The organism is Streptomyces sp. NPDC005774 (assembly GCF_042871645.1).
GTDB classification, from domain to species: domain Bacteria; phylum Actinomycetota; class Actinomycetes; order Streptomycetales; family Streptomycetaceae; genus Streptomyces; species Streptomyces pratens.
In genome coordinates, this window is the sequence record NZ_JBIAIV010000030.1 from 45,229 (window position 1) to 62,969 (window position 17,741).

Annotated in this window: 15 protein-coding genes; 14 read left to right on the top strand and 1 reads right to left on the bottom strand. The window is 71.8% G+C overall.

Annotation, left to right across the window (positions count from 1 at the left end; genetic code table 11):
• Window positions 1-60: 60 nt before the first annotated feature.
• The 9 genes from ACFYQA_RS24840 (at window position 61) to ACFYQA_RS24880 (ending at window position 11,275) form a co-directional block, all read left to right on the top strand.
• Complete coding sequence (locus ACFYQA_RS24840; RefSeq protein WP_388921798.1) at window positions 61-1,641, top strand: S8 family serine peptidase; 1,581 nt, start codon at window positions 61-63, stop codon at window positions 1,639-1,641.
• Between the two features lie 280 nt (window positions 1,642-1,921).
• On the top strand, window positions 1,922-3,163 hold the full coding sequence (locus tag ACFYQA_RS24845; protein WP_388921801.1) for a DUF4190 domain-containing protein: 1,242 nt from the start codon (window positions 1,922-1,924) through the stop codon (window positions 3,161-3,163).
• A 147-nt stretch (window positions 3,164-3,310) separates the two neighbouring features.
• Window positions 3,311-4,063 carry a GntR family transcriptional regulator gene (locus tag ACFYQA_RS24850; protein WP_386403028.1) on the top strand — a complete coding sequence of 251 codons (753 nt, stop codon included), beginning with the start codon at window positions 3,311-3,313 and terminating at the stop codon, window positions 4,061-4,063.
• 391 nt (window positions 4,064-4,454) lie between these two features.
• Complete coding sequence (locus tag ACFYQA_RS24855) at window positions 4,455-4,643, top strand: SPOR domain-containing protein (protein ID WP_388921804.1); 189 nt, start codon at window positions 4,455-4,457, stop codon at window positions 4,641-4,643.
• 234 nt (window positions 4,644-4,877) lie between these two features.
• Window positions 4,878-5,279 (top strand): NUDIX domain-containing protein, encoded by a 402-nt coding sequence (locus ACFYQA_RS24860; RefSeq protein WP_388921807.1) that lies wholly within the window; start codon window positions 4,878-4,880, stop codon window positions 5,277-5,279.
• 207 nt (window positions 5,280-5,486) lie between these two features.
• The gene (locus ACFYQA_RS24865; RefSeq protein ID WP_388921810.1) at window positions 5,487-6,947 is read left to right on the top strand and encodes a nitronate monooxygenase; all 1,461 of its coding nucleotides are present in this window, start codon (window positions 5,487-5,489) and stop codon (window positions 6,945-6,947) included.
• 157 nt (window positions 6,948-7,104) lie between these two features.
• Window positions 7,105-7,557, top strand: coding sequence for an ATP-binding protein (locus ACFYQA_RS24870; protein ID WP_388921813.1), 453 nt, complete (start codon window positions 7,105-7,107; stop codon window positions 7,555-7,557).
• Window positions 7,558-7,847: 290 nt separating this feature from the next.
• A complete protein-coding gene (locus ACFYQA_RS24875; protein WP_388921816.1) occupies window positions 7,848-10,610 on the top strand; it encodes a SpoIIE family protein phosphatase in 2,763 nt (920 codons plus the stop codon).
• 65 nt (window positions 10,611-10,675) lie between these two features.
• Window positions 10,676-11,275, top strand: a complete 600-nt coding sequence (locus ACFYQA_RS24880; RefSeq protein WP_388921819.1) for a GNAT family N-acetyltransferase — start codon at window positions 10,676-10,678, stop codon at window positions 11,273-11,275.
• Between the two features lie 206 nt (window positions 11,276-11,481).
• Here ACFYQA_RS24880 and ACFYQA_RS24885 read toward each other — a convergent pair whose 3' ends face one another.
• Complete coding sequence (locus ACFYQA_RS24885) at window positions 11,482-13,080, bottom strand: MFS transporter (protein WP_388921822.1); 1,599 nt, start codon at window positions 13,078-13,080, stop codon at window positions 11,482-11,484.
• A 237-nt stretch (window positions 13,081-13,317) separates the two neighbouring features.
• Between ACFYQA_RS24885 and ACFYQA_RS24890 the strand changes: the two genes are divergently transcribed.
• The 5 genes from ACFYQA_RS24890 to ACFYQA_RS24910 all read left to right on the top strand — a co-directional run bounded on the left by ACFYQA_RS24890 (window position 13,318) and on the right by ACFYQA_RS24910 (window position 17,677).
• Window positions 13,318-13,914 carry a helix-turn-helix domain-containing protein gene (locus ACFYQA_RS24890; protein WP_388921825.1) on the top strand — a complete coding sequence of 199 codons (597 nt, stop codon included), beginning with the start codon at window positions 13,318-13,320 and terminating at the stop codon, window positions 13,912-13,914.
• Between the two features lie 127 nt (window positions 13,915-14,041).
• Window positions 14,042-14,914: a class I SAM-dependent methyltransferase gene (locus ACFYQA_RS24895; protein ID WP_388921828.1), complete on the top strand. Its 873-nt coding sequence runs from the start codon at window positions 14,042-14,044 to the stop codon at window positions 14,912-14,914.
• Between the two features lie 102 nt (window positions 14,915-15,016).
• The gene (locus tag ACFYQA_RS24900; protein WP_388921831.1) at window positions 15,017-15,175 is read left to right on the top strand and encodes a hypothetical protein; all 159 of its coding nucleotides are present in this window, start codon (window positions 15,017-15,019) and stop codon (window positions 15,173-15,175) included.
• Between the two features lie 233 nt (window positions 15,176-15,408).
• A complete protein-coding gene (locus ACFYQA_RS24905; RefSeq protein ID WP_388921834.1) occupies window positions 15,409-16,599 on the top strand; it encodes a hypothetical protein in 1,191 nt (396 codons plus the stop codon).
• A 115-nt stretch (window positions 16,600-16,714) separates the two neighbouring features.
• On the top strand, window positions 16,715-17,677 hold the full coding sequence (locus ACFYQA_RS24910) for a class I SAM-dependent methyltransferase (protein ID WP_388921837.1): 963 nt from the start codon (window positions 16,715-16,717) through the stop codon (window positions 17,675-17,677).
• Window positions 17,678-17,741: the final 64 nt, after the last annotated feature.

Sequence of the window (17,741 nt, forward strand, 5' to 3'; positions counted from 1 at the left end):
ACGTGCGTCGACAGCACCACCCCCCACAGCAACGCACCCCGACCCAGGAGGAACCCTCACATGGCGTTGATGCGTCACCCCCACCGAAGACTGGCCACTCTCGGCGTCGCGACCAGCGCGGCGCTCATGGCGGGCCTGGTCTCCGCGCTCCCCGCCGGCGCGGCCCCGGTTGCCGCCGAAGGCCACATCCAGTACGAGGGCGCCGCGAACGCCGTCAGCGACAGCTTCATCGTGACCCTGAAGGCGGACCGGGCGAAGTCCGGCTCCGCCGAGGGCCGCGCCGTGGCCAAGAAGTACGGCGCCGAGATCGAGCGGACCTACACCAAGGCGCTCAACGGGTACGAGATCGAGGCCTCCGAGGCCGAGGCGAAACGTCTCGCCGCCGACCCGGCCGTCGCCTCCGTGGTCCAGAACCGGACCTTCCACACCACCGCCACCCAGAACAACCCGCCCTCCTGGGGCCTGGACCGCATCGACCAGGCGAACCTGCCGCTGAACAGCTCGTACACCTACCCGGACTCGGCCGGCCAGGGCGTGACGGCGTACATCATCGACACCGGCGTCCACATCTCGCACAGCGACTTCGGCGGCCGCGCCTCCCACGGCTACGACGCCGTCGACAACGACAACGTCGCCCAGGACGGCAACGGCCACGGCACCCACGTCGCGGGCACCGTCGCGGGCACCGCCCACGGTGTGGCCAAGAAGGCCGACATCGTCGGCGTCCGCGTGCTGAACAACGCCGGTTCCGGTACCACCGCCGGGGTCGTCGCCGGCATCGACTGGGTCGCGCGCAACGCGGTCAAGCCGGCCGTCGCCAACATGTCCCTCGGCGGCGGCGCCGACAGCGTCCTCGACGCGGCCGTGCGCAACGCGGTCAATGCCGGCATCACCTTCGTCGTCGCGGCCGGCAACGAGTCCACCAACGCCTCCACCAAGTCCCCGGCCCGGGTGACCGAGGCGATCACCGTCGGCGCCACCACCTCCACCGACGCCCGCGCCAGCTACTCCAACTACGGCTCGGTCGTGGACATCTTCGCCCCGGGCTCCTCCATCACCTCCAGCTGGCACACGGGCAACACGGCCACCAACACCATCTCCGGTACGTCCATGGCGAGCCCGCACGTCGCCGGCGCGGCCGCCCTGCACCTGGCCGCCAACCCCTCGGCCACCCCCGCCCAGGTCTCCTCCGCACTGACCTCCGCCGCCACCAGCGGCGTCGTCGGCAACCCGGGCACCGGTTCGCCCAACCTCCTGCTGCGGGTCGGGGAGGGTGGCACCACCCCGCCGCCCACCGGTGACCGCTTCGAGAGCACCCAGAGCGTCGCCATCGCCGACAACTCCACCGTCGAGACCCCGATAGCCGTCTCCGGAGTCTCCGGCAACGCGCCCTCCGACCTGGCCGTCGAGGTGGACATCACCCACACCTACATCGGCGACCTCCGGGTCCAGCTGGTCGCCCCCGACGGCTCGGTGTACACACTGAAGGCGTACGGCACCGGCGGCAGCGCGGACAACATCGACACCACGTACACGGTCAACGCCTCCTCGGAGGCCGCGAACGGCACGTGGAAGCTGCGGGTCAGCGACAACTACACACGCGACACGGGCCGGCTGAACGGCTGGGCCCTGCAGTTCTGATGTGACGGGGCCGGCCCGCGGGCAGGTGCCCGGCCCTTCGTCCCCTTCGCGCTCTTCCTCTTCCTCGTCCCCGTGGTCGGGCTCCGGGCCGGTGATCCGGTCGTCCGCCGCGGGGGCGAGGCGTGTGCGCGGGAGGTGTGCCGGACTCGGCCCGGCTCGAACAGGGGTACCCCTCATTGCCCTGTCCGGCCGCGCTTACGATGCGCGGAGCCGCATGTCGGCCCGCACCAGCGCATGCACCTCTCCGCGACAGCACGGCAGAACCAGGAGCACGGTACTCGTGTCCATACCCCCGCCCGCCGGGCCCCAGCAGCCCGAGGGCTCCCAGGGGTCGCACCCCCAGGGCCAGTACCCCGTTCCCCAGCCCCAAGGGGCTTATCCACCACCGCAGTTCCCCCAAGGCCCGTACGGGCCGTACGGGCCGTACGGGCCGTACGGCGCCAATGGCCCCCATACCCCCTACAGCCCGTACGGGTTCCGGCCCCCGCCTCCCACCAACGGTCTCGCCATCGCCTCGCTCGTCTTCGGCATCCTGTGGATCGTGCCGGTCCTCGGGCTCGTGCTGGGGCTCGTCGCGCTGCGGCAGATCCGCCGGCGGGGGGAGCAGGGCCGGGGCATGGCGATCGGCGGGGCCGTGATGTCCGCCGCCGGGATGGTGGCATGGGTGGGGCTGGTCCTCTCCGGCGCCACGGCCGACTCCTGGGACGACCTCCAGGGGATGCGCGGCAACGAGATCCAGACTCTCGAGAAGGGCGAGTGCTTCGACTCGCCCGGCGGCCTGGTGGGCTGGGCCTCCGAGGCCGACCGGGTGCCGTGCGAAGGGAAGCACGACGGGGAGGTCTTCGGCGTCGTCCTCCTGTCCGACGGTTCCTACCCGGGCGACGAAAGCCTCGCCGACACCGCCGACGACCGGTGCTACGCCCTCCAGGACGCCTACGCCATGGACGGCTGGGCCCTGCCGGCCGACGTGGACGTGTACCACCTCACCCCGTCCCGGGAGAGCTGGCGCTACGGCGACCGCGTGATCACCTGTGTGTTCGGCAACCAGGACGAGAACGCCACCCTCACCGGTTCGCTGCGCCAGGACGAGACCACGCTCGACGTACACCAGGTGGCCTATCTGAAGAGCACGCACGTCATCAACGCGGCGCTGGACGAGGTCCCCGAGTCGGAGTCCGTCGAGGACGACCTGCCCGGCCACAAGGAGTGGGCCCGGGAGCTCGCCGGGGCGCTCGCCGAGCAGAGCGGGATGCTGCGGGAGCACGAGTGGCCCGCCGGCGCCGAGGGGCCGGTGACGGATCTCGCCGGTAACCTCGAGAAGGCCGAGGCCGCATGGGCGAAAGCCGCCGGGGCCGACGACGTGGACACCTTCTACGAGCACTCCGACAACGGGTGGGAGTTCAGCGACCCCCGGCAGACGGTCACCGCGCGCGAGGCGCTGGGCCTGGCCACCACCCCGCCCACGTACGACGAGGACGGGGCCGGGGACGACGGTGCCGATGAGGACCGTATCGAGGTGTGAGGCTCGCTGTAGCGGGGAGAAAGAGCCTGCGTGAAGACCCCCGCCGGAGCCTGTCATCACTTCGAGTGATTCTTTGGCCTTTACTTGCCTGGTACAACCTGCGGTTGCCACGCTGTCGCTGTCTGTACAACCTGATGGGAGCGGCCAGTGACATTCGGTGAGCAGCCGGCGTATCTGCGCGTCGCGGGTGATCTCCGTAAGAAGATTGTCGACGGTCGGCTGCCCCCGCATACCCGCCTTCCGTCCCAGGCGAGGATCCGCGAGGAGTACGGCGTCTCCGACACGGTCGCGCTGGAGGCGCGCAAGGTGCTCATGGCGGAGGGTCTCGTGGAGGGCCGCTCCGGTTCGGGGACGTACGTCCGTGAGCAGCCCGTGCCCCGGCGCGTGGCCCGTTCCGGGTTCCGTCCGGAGCGTGGCGCCACCCCCTTCCGGCAGGAGCAGGCGGACGGGGACGTGCACGGCACCTGGGAGTCGAGCAGCGAGCAGACCGACGCCCGCGGGGCCGTCGCCGAGCGGCTCGAGGTCGAGCCGGGGGACAGAGTGATGCGCACTCGATACCTCTTCCGGGAGGCCGGCGAGCCGATGATGCTCTCCACGTCCTGGGAGCCGCTCGCCCTGACCGGCCGGACGCCCGTGATGCTGCCCGAGGAGGGCCCCCTCGGGGGCATGGGCGTGGTCGAGCGCATGCGCGCCATCGACATGATCGTGGACAACGTGACCGAGGAGGTCGGCGCCCGCCCCGGCCTCGCCGAGGAACTGGTGCTGCTCGGCGGTGTCCCCGGCCATGTCGTCCTGGTCATCCAGCGCACGTACTACGCCTCGGGCCGCCCGGTCGAGACGGCCGACGTGGTGATCCCCGCCGACCGGTACCGGGTCGCGTACCACCTCCCGGTGAAGTAGCCGAACCGGCGGCCGGAACCGGAGGCCGTCACGGACCGCGACTCCGAGCCGTCGCCGACCCTGAAGCGCTCCCTCTGCGCCCCGCCCGGGCGTTCGCTCGCCCGGACGGGCAGCGGCATGCCCGTTCGGGCGCCGTACGAATCTGGCCGTTCTCGCAGGTGGCCCCCGGGAGGCGGGCGTGGGGGCGGTATGTCCCTGACCGTATGCATCGAACTTGTGTACGGCGCATTCGCCGCGATGCGCCCCCTGCGTCATGGCCGGTTGCGTACCTTATTGTGCAAAGCCGTATTCGCTGCGTGAAGGTAAGGCGTACGCTCGGGCATATGCGGATTGGGGATTCCTTACCGGGTGGGGCGTGGCACGGGTCGCGGACGGGAAGCGGAGGGATGCGATGAACGACAGTGCGTCCATGCTTCCCTGGCTCGTGGTGCGACAGGACGACAACGGCAACCGCTACCGCGTGGGCCGGTACGCGACCCGCGCCGAGGCGCAGAAGATCGCGGACAGTCTCGACGGCCGCGGGCACAAGCGGCTGTACTGGGTCGAGCGCATCGGGCGGAACGCGACACCCGCCGACTGATTTCCCACGGACCCGGCCGGGCATGGGCAGTGGCCGGCGTTCCGCGGGCGAGTCGGTCGCCGGGCGGGGAGTCGTCGGGTTTCGTGAGGGGGAGCCCGGACGGCTCCGGTCGCGGTCCGCGACCGTCGGACGTGCCGTGCGCAGGTACAGGTACAGGTACAGGTACAGGTCGAAGCGTGACGCCGCCCCGCTAAGGTCCTGCCCGACCGGGTTTCCCAGGGTGAAGGCGGAGTGATGTCGGTCCTGATCGACACGGTGGCGTGGGTGCATGTGGAGGGCGGCAGGATTCTCTGCGCGCGGCCACGGGGAAAGGACGTCTTCTACATCCCCGGCGGCAAGCGCGAGGGTGCGGAGAGCGACCTGGAGACCCTGCTGCGCGAGATCGAGGAAGAGCTGACGGTTGTGCTCGACCCGCGGACCGCTGCCCATGTGGGGACGTACGAGGCCGGCGGGCCCGGCCTCCCGGCCGGTGCCGTCGTGCGGATGGCCTGTTACACCGCCGAGTACCGGGGGGAACTGGTGCCGAGCAGCGAGATCGAGGAGGTGGCCTGGTTCTCGTACGCCGACCGGGACCGGGTGCCTCCCGTCGACCAGTCGCTCTTCGACGATCTGGCCGCTGCCGGCGACCTCGCGTAGCCCACCCCGTCCCATCCCGCCCCGCTTCACGTCACGCGGCCGCCCGCTCCTGTTCCCGTTCGAGGGCGGACCGCCTGCGCGGATCCTCGCGGGCACCCGGGTGCCCGCACGTACCTACGGTGCCGTAAGTTACGGTACCGGGCTGGCTCCCCGCGGCACTGCGGCACTGCGGGCTTGCGGCCCTGCGGCGAACGTGAGTGGGGGTTCATGAACGCACCCCGGACAACTTCCGAACTGCCCTGGCTGATCCAGGGGGGAATGGGCTTGGGGGTGTCCGGGTGGCGGCTCGCCCGGGCCGTCGCGCGGACCGGGCAGCTGGGCGTGGTCTCCGGTACGGCCCTCGACACCCTGCTGATCCGGGGGCTGCAGTCCGGTGACCCAGGAGGGCACCTCAGGAGGGCGCTGGCGGCCTTTCCCGTACCGGAACTCGCCGGGTCGGTCCGGGACCGGTACTTCGTGGAGGGCGGGATCCGGGAAGGAGAGCGGTTCGCGGCCACGCCCCTGATGACGGCCGCCGAGACGTGCCCGTCCCGGTCGCTGACCGTTGTCGCCAACTTCTGCGAGGTGTGGCTGGCCAAGGAAGGGCACGGCGGCCCGGTCGGCGTCGATTACCTGGAGAAGGTCCAGCCGGCCACCCTCCCGGCGATGTTCGGGGCGATCCTGGCCGGCGTGGACTACGTCCTGGTCGGCGCGGGCATTCCCGCGCAGGTCCCCCGGATCGCGCGCGGGCTCGCCCGGCGGGAGCCGGTTCTCGCACGGGTGGACGTGGACGGCGACGACCAGCCGCACGAGCTTCGCTTCGACCCTGCTCCGGTGCTGCGCGGGGCCGGCCCCGGTCCGTTGCGCCGGCCCCGGGTCCTGGCCATCGTCTCGCTGCCCGCCCTGGCCGCGTATCTGAACCGCGACGAGGAGACCAGGCCGGACGGATTCGTCGTCGAGGGGTACAGTGCGGGCGGCCACGGCGCCCCGCCCCGCGGCCCCCTGCGCCTGGACGAGCAGGGTGACCCCGTCTACGGACCCCGGGACACACCCGACTTCACGAGGATGGCCGCTCTCGGTCTGCCGTTCTGGATCGCGGGCGGCCGGTGCGGACCGGAGCAGGTCCGCCGGGCCAGGGCGGCGGGCGCGGCGGGCGTTCAGGTCGGCAGCGTCTTCGCGCTCTGCGAGGAGTCGGGCCTGGGGGAAGGGCTGCGGCGGGAGTTGATCGTGCGTGAGCTCGCGGGTGAGCTGACGGTGCGTAATGATCCGGCGGCCTCCCCGACCTCCTTCCCGTTCAAGGTCGCCGACCTGCCGGGCACCCTCGCCGACGCGGGAACGAGTGCCGTCCGTACCCGCGTCTGCGACCTGGGCTGTCTGCGGACCCTGTATCGCACCGACCGCGGCACCATCGGCTACCGCTGCCCGGCGGAGCCCGCCGCCGCCCATGTCCGCAAGGGCGGAACCCTCGAGGAGACGGAGGGCCGGCAGTGTCTGTGCAACGGGCTGCTCGCCGCCGTCGGGCCGGGCCAGCGCCGTCCGAGGGGCGTGGTGGAACCACCCGTCGTCACCATCGGCCAGGACCTGGGCTTCCTGCGGCACATCGCCCCGGACGGTGGTGAGTACAGCGCCGAGGCGGGGGTGCGCTGGCTGTCCGCCGGGCTGGTGGAAGAAGCCCTCGCGCCCGTGTGAGCGCCGGAGCGCGGAGCGGCCGGGGCGGGCGGTGGCGTTCGGCGGTGACGCGGGGCGGGGCGGCGGGGCGGGGAGCCGTCCCGCCGCCGGGGGTGCCATGATGCGCCGCACGGACGGTATTCGGCCCCGAATGTCGGGTATAGGACTATTAGTCCCCATGGAGAAGGGTGTGGGTGGACTTGCCGACAGGGAAGTGACGGAAGTGATCCACGTGATCGACACCGGAGGCGACCACGTCACGTGGACCTTCCCCGCCGACCCGGGCGCCGTGGGTGCCGCGCGCTCCAGGGTCCGGGCCCAGTTGCACGGCTGGGGCCTCGACGGCGTCGGTGATCTCGTGACCCTGCTGGTCAGCGAACTGGTCACCAATGCCCTGCGGTACGCCACCGGCCCCATAGACGTCTGCCTGTGGCGCCCCTTCGGCCTCGACCCGGTTCTGCGGGTGGAGGTCTCCGACCCGCTGCCGGAACTTCCGCACGAGCGGGTCGCCCGGCCCGGGGACGAGGGTGGACGCGGACTGCAGCTCGTCGCCCGCACCACCCGCCGCTGGGGCACCCGGCCCGGCGAGGTCGGCAAGACCGTGTGGTTCGAACTCGCGGTGCCGAAGTGAGCGTTCGCCCCCGGCTGAAATGAGGCGCTGTGCCGCTCCTCGCCGGTGTACGTACGGGCCGTCCCTGTCGAACGGCCGGTTCAGGCCCCTGATGGTTGTCGATGAAGGGGGTTCGATGACGTGTCCGCTGGTTAGAAGACTGGGAGTGTTCTCACAGTCCGGACCGAAAAGCATCGGGACCGTGCTGTGATCGTGAACACCGTGTTGTGCGGCGCCGTAGTGCTGGATACTGCGGGCAGCCGCCCCCGGTGACCGGTGCCGGACGCGGTGAGCTGGAGGGGACGGTTCGCGTGAGCGAGATACCAGCGAAGGCCACGGAGTCCAAGGACCCGTCGGGCGGCGCGAGAGCCGAGGCTGCGGACGGCCTCTCTTCCGGCGATGCCTCGTCCGCCCGCTTGCCGGCCACCGGCAGCTCGGCCGCCGGCACCTCGTCCTCCGTCACTTCTTTCGGCGGCCGTCCGCCCGCAGGTGACGTCCCGTCGGCGGGCGGGACGTGGCAGGTCAGTCCTCCCGGATCCATGTACGACTACATAAGGGTCGCGTCCTTCTCCATCGGCCCCGACGGACTGGTCGACCAGTGGAGCCTGCGCGCCGAGCAGATCTTCGGCGTCCCGGCGGAGCGGGCCGTCGGGACGGACCCCATCGCGGCCTTCATCGACCCGGACCGGCGTGAGCGGGGCCAGCGCAAGATGGCCGAGATCCTCGACGGCCGGGAGTGGACCGGGGTCGTCCCCTTCCGGCTCCCCGGGACGGGGGAGGGCGGCGAGCCCGGCGGGGAGGCCCTCGCCGAGGTCTACGTCATGCCGACGCGTACCGTGGAGGGCGAGAGGGCGGCCGTCTGCATCGTCGTCGACGTGCGCACCCTGCGCAGTATCGAGACGGATCTTGCCGCTTCGCAGGCCATTTTCGGTCAGTCTCCTTTCGGATTCCTACTGATCGACCCCGACCTGCGGATTCGCCGCGCCAACCAGCGGTTCGCCTCCATCTTCGGCGGTACGCCCGACGACCACCGGGGCAAGGACGTCCACGACTATCTGCCGCGCGGTGAGGCCGAGCGGGTCGACGCGACCATGCGCAGGGTGCTGGACACCGGCGAATCCATCACGGACATGCACGTCACGGGCTTCGTGCCGGGCGCCGAGGGGCACCGTCACTGGTCCATCAACCTGTACCGGGTGCACAGCGGCAGCGGCCGTCCCATCGGCATCGCATGGCTGGCGACGGACATCACGGCCCGCCGCGCCGCCGCCCGCGAGGCCGCCTCCGCGCGACGCAATCTCGCCCTGCTCAACGAGGCCGGCGCCCGGATCGGTACCTCCCTCGACCTGGAGACCACGGCCCGCGAACTCCTCGACGTCGCCGTCCCCGGCTTCTGCGACCTGGCCACCGTCGACCTCTACCAGGGACTGCTGGCCGGCGACGAGACCCCGCCGGGCCTCGCCGACGGCAGCGCGGAGGTGCGCCGTGTCGCCTTCGCCAGCGCCGTCTCCGACGCGCCGTTCAGCGTCACCGGGGAGCCCGTCAAGCTCGGCGCCGTCCACCACTACGCGTTCAACTCGCCGTGCGCGGACGCCCTGCGCACCGCCCGCCCGCGGACCGTGCCGGGCGAGGAGGGCGGGCTGGTGCGGTCCACGCTCGCCGTGCCGATGGTCGCCCACGACACGGTGGTCGGCCTCGCCCAGTTCGCCCGTACCAAGGGCAGCGAGCCGTTCGGGGACCGCGACCGAGAACTCGCCGTGGAGCTGGCCGCGCGCGCCGCCGTCTGTATCGACAACGCCCGCCTCTACCGGCGCGAACACGAACGCGCCCTGATACTGCAGCGGTCCCTGCTCCCGCCCGGCGACCCGGAGGCGTCCGGCCTCGACATCGCCTGCCGGTACCTGCCCGGCAGCGCGGCGACCGGCCGGGCCGGCGAGGTCGGCGGCGACTGGTTCGACGTCATCGAACTGCCCGGCCACCGCACCGCGTTGGTCGTCGGGGATGTGATGGGGCGAGGTCTGCGTGCCGCGGTGGCGATGGGTGAACTGCGCACCGCCGTCCGTACCCTGGCCCAGCTCGACCTCGAACCCGCCGAGGTCCTCTCCCAGTTGGACGAGATCGCCCGGGGCCTCGGTGCCCCCGGCGGGGTCCAGCAGGCGACCCGGGCCGCCCGCCGCCCCCGGGAGGCCGACCTCTCCGAGATCTACCTGGCGACGTGTATCTACGCCGTGTACGACTCGGTGACCAGGCGGTGCACCTTCGCCAACGCGGGCCACCTGCCGCCCGTCCTGGTCGAACCCGGCGAGTCCGCACTGATGCTGGACGTGCCGCCGGGCCTGCCGCTCGGCGTCGGCGGGGAACCCTTCGAGGAGGTCGAGGTCGAACTGCCGGAGGGCGCCCTGCTCGCGCTCTACACGGACGGACTGGTCGAGAGCCGCGACCACCCCCTCGACGAGGGCCTCCGGGCCTTCGTGGGCGCCCTCACCGACCCCGCCCGGCCGTCGGGCGACGCCCCCTACGACGGCTCGGTGCCACCGCGTGCCGACACCCGGAATCTGGAGGACGTCTGCGACCACGTCCTCAACACCCTCGACACCCACCACGGCGAGGACGACATCGCGCTGCTCATGGCCAGGGTCCAGGGGCTGCCCGCCGACTCCGTCGGCGACTGGGCACTGCCGCGGGAACCCCGCAGCGTGGGCCGCGCCCGTGAGTACGCCCGCACCCAACTGCTCGCCTGGGACCTGGAACCCCTCGTCGACACCACGGAACTCCTGGTCAGCGAGCTGGTCACCAACGCCCTGCGGTACGGCGAGGGCGAGATCAGGCTCCGTCTCCTCCTCGACCGCACCCTGGTCTGCGAAGTCTGGGACGCCGGCCTGGTCCAGCCGCGCCGCCGCCGCGCCCGGGACACCGACGAGGGCGGCCGCGGCCTCCAGCTCGTCGGCCTGCTCAGCGCGGCCTGGGGCTCCCGCCGCACCCCCCGCGGCAAGACCGTCTGGTTCGAACTCCCCCTCCCCGGCGCCGACACCACCCTCACCGACCCCGCAGAGGCCCTCCTGAGCCTCTTCTGACCTCACCCGTCCGTCCGCCCGACCCCGCTCCGGAGCCGGGCGGCCCGTCCTCCTACCCTCGCCGTATGCAGACGACTCCGATGCACCTGACGGCCGGCACCCTCACCCTGCGGCCCTGGAGCCCGGAGGACTCGGCGAGCCTGGCCGAGCTGTACCGGGACGAGGCGCTGCGCCGCTGGACGAGTGAGGACGTGCACGACGAGGCGAGCGCGGCGCGCTGGGTGACGGCGCAGCAGCAGGGCCGGGAGGCGGGGGACCGGTTCTCGTTCGCCGTGGAGGAGACGCCGGAGGAGACACGGGAAGGGGCGCCGGTGCAGACGCGGGCACCCGGCACCGCGGCGCGGCTCGTCGGCAACGTGGTCCTCAAGTGCGCGGCCAGGGGCTCGGGTTCCGCCGAGGTGGGCTACTGGACCGCCGCCCACGCGCGGGGCCGGGGAGTGGCCCCGCGCGCTCTGACGGCGCTGGCCGACTGGGCGTTCACGGCCTTCGCCCACGAGGGCCTGATCCGCCTGGAGTTGCTGCACCAGGTCGACAACACGGCCTCCTGCCGGGTCGCCGAGAAGGCCGGGTTCCCGCTGACCGGCACCCTCCCCGCCGCACCTCCCGCCTTCCCCCTGGACGGGCACGTGCACGTACGTCAGGCGCCCACCGCCGCCCGACCGTAACCGCGGTGCCCCCGTCCTCGTCCTCCTCCCCAAGATCAGCCGTGGGTCCGGACGGGGCCGGTGGCGGAGGGGACGCGTGATCCCGAGCCTGGACGAGGACGCCGAAGGGCACCTGCGGGTGCTGGTCGCGGTGCTGGTCGCGGTGCTGGACGCGACGTGGAGGCAGAGGGCCGAGCGTCCGGAGGAGGCAGGCCCGGACACGAAGGTCAGGCGGGGATGGTGCCGCTGGTCTCTGCCTTGTGCGAGGACGCTGCGGGGGCGGTGTTCTTCGGGCCGCGCAGGGCGACGTGGACGAAGAGCGCTGCCATGACGGCGGCGCCGGTCCACATGGCCTGCTGCCATCCGTCGACGAAGGACTGCTGGGCGGCATGGAGCAGGTTCTGTGCGTGCGGGCCGGCGCTGGGTGCCACCTCGACGGCGTTGGCGATGCCTTCGCGTGCGGTGTCCGCGGCGCCGTTCGGGATGCCGTCGAGTTCGTCGTCGATGGCGTTGCGGTAGCCGGCCGACAGGAGCGCGCCGAGCAGGGCGACACCGAGTGCGGTGCCGAACTCTCGGGTGACGTCGTTGAGGGCGGAGGCCACGCCCTGTTCCTCGCGGGGCAGGGAGCTGGTGATGGCCTCGGTGGAGGGCGTCATCGACAGGCCCATCCCGGTGCCCATGGCGAGCAGGCCGGGCAGGATGGACAGGTAGCCGCCGTCGACGGAGACGAACAGGGCCATGAGCGTCAGGCCGAGGGCGGCCAGCGCGATTCCGGTGGCCATGGTCGAGCGGGCGCCGATGCGTGCGGCGAGCCGGGGGGCCAGGCCGGAGGCCATCATCATCATGACGGCCATGGGCATCATCGCGACCGTGGACAGCAGGCCGGACCAGCCGAGGACGGCCTGGAAGAAGGGGAAGAGGACCACGGCGATGCCCGCCTGGACGCCGAAGACGACCAGCAGCGTGATGGAGCCGCCGGCCAGGCTGCGCTCACGGAAGAGGCGTACGTCCAGCAGGGAGGCATCGCGGCGGTGCAGCTCCCAGGCCACGAAGCTGAGGGCGGTGACGAGGCCGACGGCGAGGCTGATCAGCGTCACGGGCGCGGTCCAGCCGCGCTCGGGGCCTTCATGCAGGACGAAGATGAGGCCGACCACGGCGACGGTGGAGACCAGCGCGCCGACGGTGTCGAAGGAATGGCGCGGGTGCTCGCGGGAGTTGGGGACCGACTTCACCGTCATGGCCAGGGCCACGAGGACCAGGACCACCGGCAGGACGAACAGCCGGCGCCAGTCGGCGACGTCGACGAGGAGCGCGGAGAGAAACATGCCCAGGATGCCGCCGCCTCCGGCGACAGCGGTCCACACACCGATCGCCTTGCCCCGCTGCTCCTTGGGAAAGGTGGAGGTGATGACGGCCAGGGTGATCGGCATGATCATCGCTGCGCCGACACCGCCGGCCACGCGCGAGGCGAGCATCACCTCGGCCGTCGGCGCCAGACCCGCGGCGACGCTTGCGAGGCCGAAGACACCCAGCCCGGTGATCAGCATGGGCTTGCGGCCCAGGCGGTCGCCGACGGCGCCGAGCGGCAGCAGCAGCGCGGCCAGGGCAAGGGTGTAGATGTTGATGATCCACAAGACGGTGTTCTGCGAGGCGCCGAACTCCACGGCCATGTGGGTCTGGGCGACGTTCAGCCCGGACACCGACGCGATGACGGCCATCAACGCGATCGAGACGGCGATCAGGATCGTGCGCAGCTGACGCGCATCCGGCGCGCCCCCGCCTCCTGTGTGGTCGGCTGCTCCCGGCAGGGGCTGGTTCGTGCTCATGGGTTCCTCTCGGACGAAGGACAGGCAGGGCTCGGTGCCGGACCGGGTCCGGTCGCCGAAAAGGGAGGGGAGGTCGTGCGGCTTGCGGGCGCCGCGGAAGCGTCAGTCGGTGGTGGCCTGTGCCGCGGCGAGGTCAGACATGGCCCCACCCTTTCCGTCGTGCGTGGTCCCAGACGTTCCGGACCATCTGCACACGACGCTAACCCCGGTTTGCATCAGGGGCATACCGTGTTGCTTATGACGCAAGAAGATGAAGAGCTGGACAGCCTCGTACGCAAACGCATCCGCGCCCTGCGGGTGGCACAGGGCTGGTCCCTGGAAGAACTGGCCACCCGCGCCCACCTCAGCCAGTCCTCACTGAGCCGCATCGAGAACGGCCGGCGCCGCCTCGCGCTGGACCAGTTGGTCACCCTCGCCCGCGCTCTGGACACCACCCTGGATCAACTGGTGGAGACCGCCGCCGACGACGTCGTCACCAGCCCGATGATCGACGGCGCCCATGGCCGGATGCGCTGGCCCGTCAAGGGCGACCCCGGCGTGAGTGTGGTGCGCCAGCGCATGACCGAACCGCCGCCCGAGAACCCCGCGCGCATGCGCGCCCACCCAGGACGCGAATGGCTCGTCGTCCTGTCCGGCACCGCGATCCTCATGCTCGGCCACCGCCGCTTCCGCATCGAGACCAACCAGGCCGCCGAGTTCCCCACGATGATGCCGCACGCCATCGGCGCCGAGGGCGGCCCCTGCGAGATCCTGGGCATCTTCGACCGCGACGCCCGCCGCGGCCACCAGCGCGAGGGCAGCGACTACGGCGATGCGCAGGACGCCTCCGAGTGAAGGCGTGGGCCGCGCCGGGTGGTCATCGCGTGTGGCATCGTGCGTAAGGGGCCACAGGCAGAGGCGTTTTCTTGCGTAAACAGCAAGCAGTCCTGCTGCACGCGCATGACCGGCTTACGGTGCCGGTATGACCCAAGCGCACCAGCACACCTCCCACCACGAAGCCCGGCACGACCACCACCGAGACCACGACAACGGCGTCCAGGCCGAGATCCTCGACCTGGACGCCGAGGTGCTCGCCGAGCACATCGCCTCCATCACCGCCTGGCTACCGCTGAAGACCGGGCCCCGCCAGATCGTGGATCTGGGCTGCGGCACGGGAGCGGGCACCTTCGCCCTCCTCGACCGCTTCCCCGAGGCGCACGTCACCGCCGTCGACACCTCGGCCGGACACCTCCAGCGCCTGCGCGAGAAGGCATGTACCCGTGGAGTGGAGGAGCACGTGCGCACCGTACAGGTCGACCTCGACACCTCCGGCTGGCCCGGTCTCGGCTCACCCGACCTGGTGTGGGCCTCAGCCTCGATGCACCACATGGCCCGCCCCGACCGCGCCCTGCGCAGCGTCCACGACATGCTCGCGCCCGGCGGCCTGTTCGCCGTCGTCGAGCTGGCCGGCTTCCCCCGTTTCCTGCCCGTGGACGCCCCGGAAAACCGGCCCGGCCTCGAAGAACGCTGCCACACCGCGACCGAGGGTTTCCACGCCGAGCACGTGCCCCACCGCGGCGCCGACTGGGGGCCGATGCTGACCGCCGCCGGATTCACCGTCGAAGCCGAGCGCACCATCGCCGTGAACATCGAAGGCGACCGCAGTGCAGCGATCGGCCGCTACGCCCTCATTGGCCTGCAGCGCATCCGCAGCACCGCCGAAGGAGCGCTCAGCCCCGAGGATCTCACCGCGCTTGCTGAGCTCCTGGACACCGACAGCCCGCGCAGCATCCTGCTCCGCGACGATCTGGCCGTGCGCACCGAACGCATCGTCTGGGCCGCACGCCGCGCCTGATCCCCGGCCGCGCCCGGTTGCCCACCGGGCAGTCCCAGCACCCGGCAGAGTGCCGCCGCCAAGGGCAACCACGGCGGATGCCCCAAGGTCATCGACGACGACATGCTCACCTTCGCCGTCGCGCTGAAGAACAGGGGTGTCCCCGTCCCCAAGATCGCGAAGAAGCTGACGATCAAGACGGGCAAGAACGCGGGGCGCCACCCGTCGGTCGCCTCGCCGTACCGGGCCTTCGCCGAAGCCGAGGAGCACGACATCGAGTAGGCGAACCCCAGCCGGAGGGCATGATCACCGGCTTGGCGTCAACCGCTGTACCGATGGGCCCCAAGGCCGGGCACCCTCCCCGCCGTACCCCCCGCCTTCCCCCCTGGACGGGCACGTGCGCGTACGTCAGGCGCCCACCGTCGCCCGACCGCAACCGCGGTGTCCCCGTCCTCGTCCTCCTCCTCAAGATCAGCCGCGGGTCCGGACGGGGCCGGCGGCGGAGGGGACGCGCGATGTCACGCACGGAGCGTACGGAGCCCATGGGGCCTACGGAGCCCGAGTCAGCGGAGTCAGATGAGCCCATGGCGCCCGCGGAGCCCACCGGGCCCACGGTGCCCATCGAGCCGGGCGAGTCCGGATCCGGCGAGGAGGGGAACACCCGTCCCGAGCCGGGCGAGGGGAAGCCGCCCCGGCGTTGGAAGCGCCGGCTCACGTGGGCCGTGCTCGCGGTGGTGCTCGTGGTGCTGGTGCCGTTGCTGACCGCCGGGACGGTGCTGCGGGTCAACTTCACCGGTGACCCGGCCGACGGGACGTACACCCGCGGCCGCGACGCCATCTGGCTCGGGCACGCCTGGGTCGACGGGCGGAAGAAGGACGCCGACGTCACCGCCCTCGCCCGGCAGCTCGACGGCACCGGGATACGCGACCTGTACGTCCACTCGGGTCCGCTCGAGCACGACGGAAGCCTGCCGAAGTCGGCCTACCCGCGTGCCCGTTGGCTGATCGAGTCGGTGCACCGGGAGATACCCGGCGTCCGGGTCCAGGCCTGGCTCGGCGACATCCTCGCCCCGGAACACCCCGAGGCGCTGCACCTGGAGCGCGCCGAGTCCCGTGCCGCGATCCTCCGGTCCACCCGGGAGATCCTGGACACCGGTTACGACGGCGTCCACTTCGACCTGGAGCCGCTGCACTCCGGCGACGGCGACTACCTCACGCTGCTCGACGCCCTGCACGAGGAGACGGGTTCCCGCGGCGTCCCCCTGTCCGTCGCGGCCCACCAGATCGACCCGCTCCCGGGCTTCCACTCCTTCTGGGGCGCGGTCACCGGTCATCCCAAGTGGTGGTCGCAGGAGTTCTTCGGGCAGGTCGCGCGCCGCGTCGACCAGATCGCGGTCATGTCGTACGACACCATGCAGCCGCTGGAGGGCACCTACGGCGGGTACGTCGCCCAGCAGACCGCGCTCGCGCTGGAGGCCACCCCGCTCGGCACCGACCTGCTCATGGGTCTGCCCTTCTTCAAGGAGAACCGGTTCGGCCACTGGGCCCACGCCGAGACCGTTCCGGCCGCCGTCCGCGGCGTGCGGCTCGGGCTGTCCCGCGCCGACGCCGACCGGCCGGATTTCGGTGTCGCCCTCTATGTGGACTTCGCGGCGACGGAGGAGGACTGGGCCGCGTACCGGAAAGACTGGGTGGACACCCCATGACGGCAGACCGTCGGCATCGAGAGTTTTCGCAGTGGGACGGCGGTGTTCGTTGGGGGTGTCCGGTCGGCCCCCTACGGTCGGTGCCACCTCCCACCCTTGTGAGGATCACCGACCCATGCGCGCGCTACTCACCAGCAAGGTCGCCCGGCGCGGCCTGCGTCCGATCGTCGACCTGATCGACCAGCGCATCCAGCGCCAGATCAGACGTGCCCTCGCGGACACCGCGGGCGAACCGTCGCGGCAGGAGCTCAAGACACTGCACAACCGCCAGCGTCCCCTGGAGCTCTTCTTCGACGGGACGGGGCGCGGCGCGTCCCGGCTTCCCTCCGCCTCCCATCTGGAGCGGAGCATCGAGGAGCTGACCGAGGTCACCGGGGACCGCGACGGCGCGGAACGCAACGTCGCCCAGGCCTTCCGGCTGCTCGTCGCCCTGGAGGCGCTCGGCGTCGGCCGGATCGCCGGCGGCACCATGAACATCTGCGGCAAGCTCTCCGCCGTGCCCCTGCTCGATCCGCCGAACGACGAGATCCTCGAGATCGGCACGCTGTACGGCATGTTCGGCGCGGGCCTGATCCGGATGATGGAGCGTGCCGGACGCGATCCGAAGCTGACCATCGTCGACCCGCTCGCGGGGACGCAGCTCCAGCCCGGCGCCTCCCTGACGGACGACGCCTCCGGCACCCCCGTACGCGAAGCGGCCGTGCGCGCCAACCTGGCCATGACGGGTGTGGCCGGTACGGCGACCCGGATCCAGCGGGGCTTCTCCGAGGACCCCGAGGTACGGGCTCTGGTCTCCGACCGTTCCTACGGTGTGATCATCGTGGACGGCGACCACTCGGCCGCCGGTGTCGCCGCGGACCTGGAGTGGGCCGAGCGGATCGTGGCGCCCGGCGGCATTGTCGTCCTGGGCGACTTCGGGCATCCGAAGTGGCCTGGGATCAAGGAGGCCTTCGAGAAGCACATGACCACCGCCACCAGGCTGACGTTCCTCGGCCAGGTGGCGCACTCCGGCTATCTACGGGCGGTGCGCACCCCGGCGGAGACACCGGCGCACACCCTTGAGTCCCCCGGCCCTTGAGTCCCCGCCCCTGAGTCCCCCGGGCCCCGGTGCCCGGGGGCGCCAGGGACGTCGGGGGCCCGGG

Coding starts and splice junctions, on each gene's coding strand:
- ACFYQA_RS24890 (WP_388921825.1), top strand. CDS start 13,318: ATGACGCAAGAAGATGAAGAGCTGGACAGCCTCGTACGCAAACGCATC.
- ACFYQA_RS24865 (WP_388921810.1), top strand. CDS start 5,487: ATGAACGCACCCCGGACAACTTCCGAACTGCCCTGGCTGATCCAGGGG.
- ACFYQA_RS24895 (WP_388921828.1), top strand. CDS start 14,042: ATGACCCAAGCGCACCAGCACACCTCCCACCACGAAGCCCGGCACGAC.
- ACFYQA_RS24885 (WP_388921822.1), bottom strand. CDS start 13,080: ATGAGCACGAACCAGCCCCTGCCGGGAGCAGCCGACCACACAGGAGGC.
- ACFYQA_RS24900 (WP_388921831.1), top strand. CDS start 15,017: ATGCTCACCTTCGCCGTCGCGCTGAAGAACAGGGGTGTCCCCGTCCCC.
- ACFYQA_RS24905 (WP_388921834.1), top strand. CDS start 15,409: ATGTCACGCACGGAGCGTACGGAGCCCATGGGGCCTACGGAGCCCGAG.
- ACFYQA_RS24870 (WP_388921813.1), top strand. CDS start 7,105: ATGGAGAAGGGTGTGGGTGGACTTGCCGACAGGGAAGTGACGGAAGTG.
- ACFYQA_RS24840 (WP_388921798.1), top strand. CDS start 61: ATGGCGTTGATGCGTCACCCCCACCGAAGACTGGCCACTCTCGGCGTC.
- ACFYQA_RS24880 (WP_388921819.1), top strand. CDS start 10,676: ATGCAGACGACTCCGATGCACCTGACGGCCGGCACCCTCACCCTGCGG.
- ACFYQA_RS24860 (WP_388921807.1), top strand. CDS start 4,878: ATGTCGGTCCTGATCGACACGGTGGCGTGGGTGCATGTGGAGGGCGGC.
- ACFYQA_RS24910 (WP_388921837.1), top strand. CDS start 16,715: ATGCGCGCGCTACTCACCAGCAAGGTCGCCCGGCGCGGCCTGCGTCCG.
- ACFYQA_RS24855 (WP_388921804.1), top strand. CDS start 4,455: ATGAACGACAGTGCGTCCATGCTTCCCTGGCTCGTGGTGCGACAGGAC.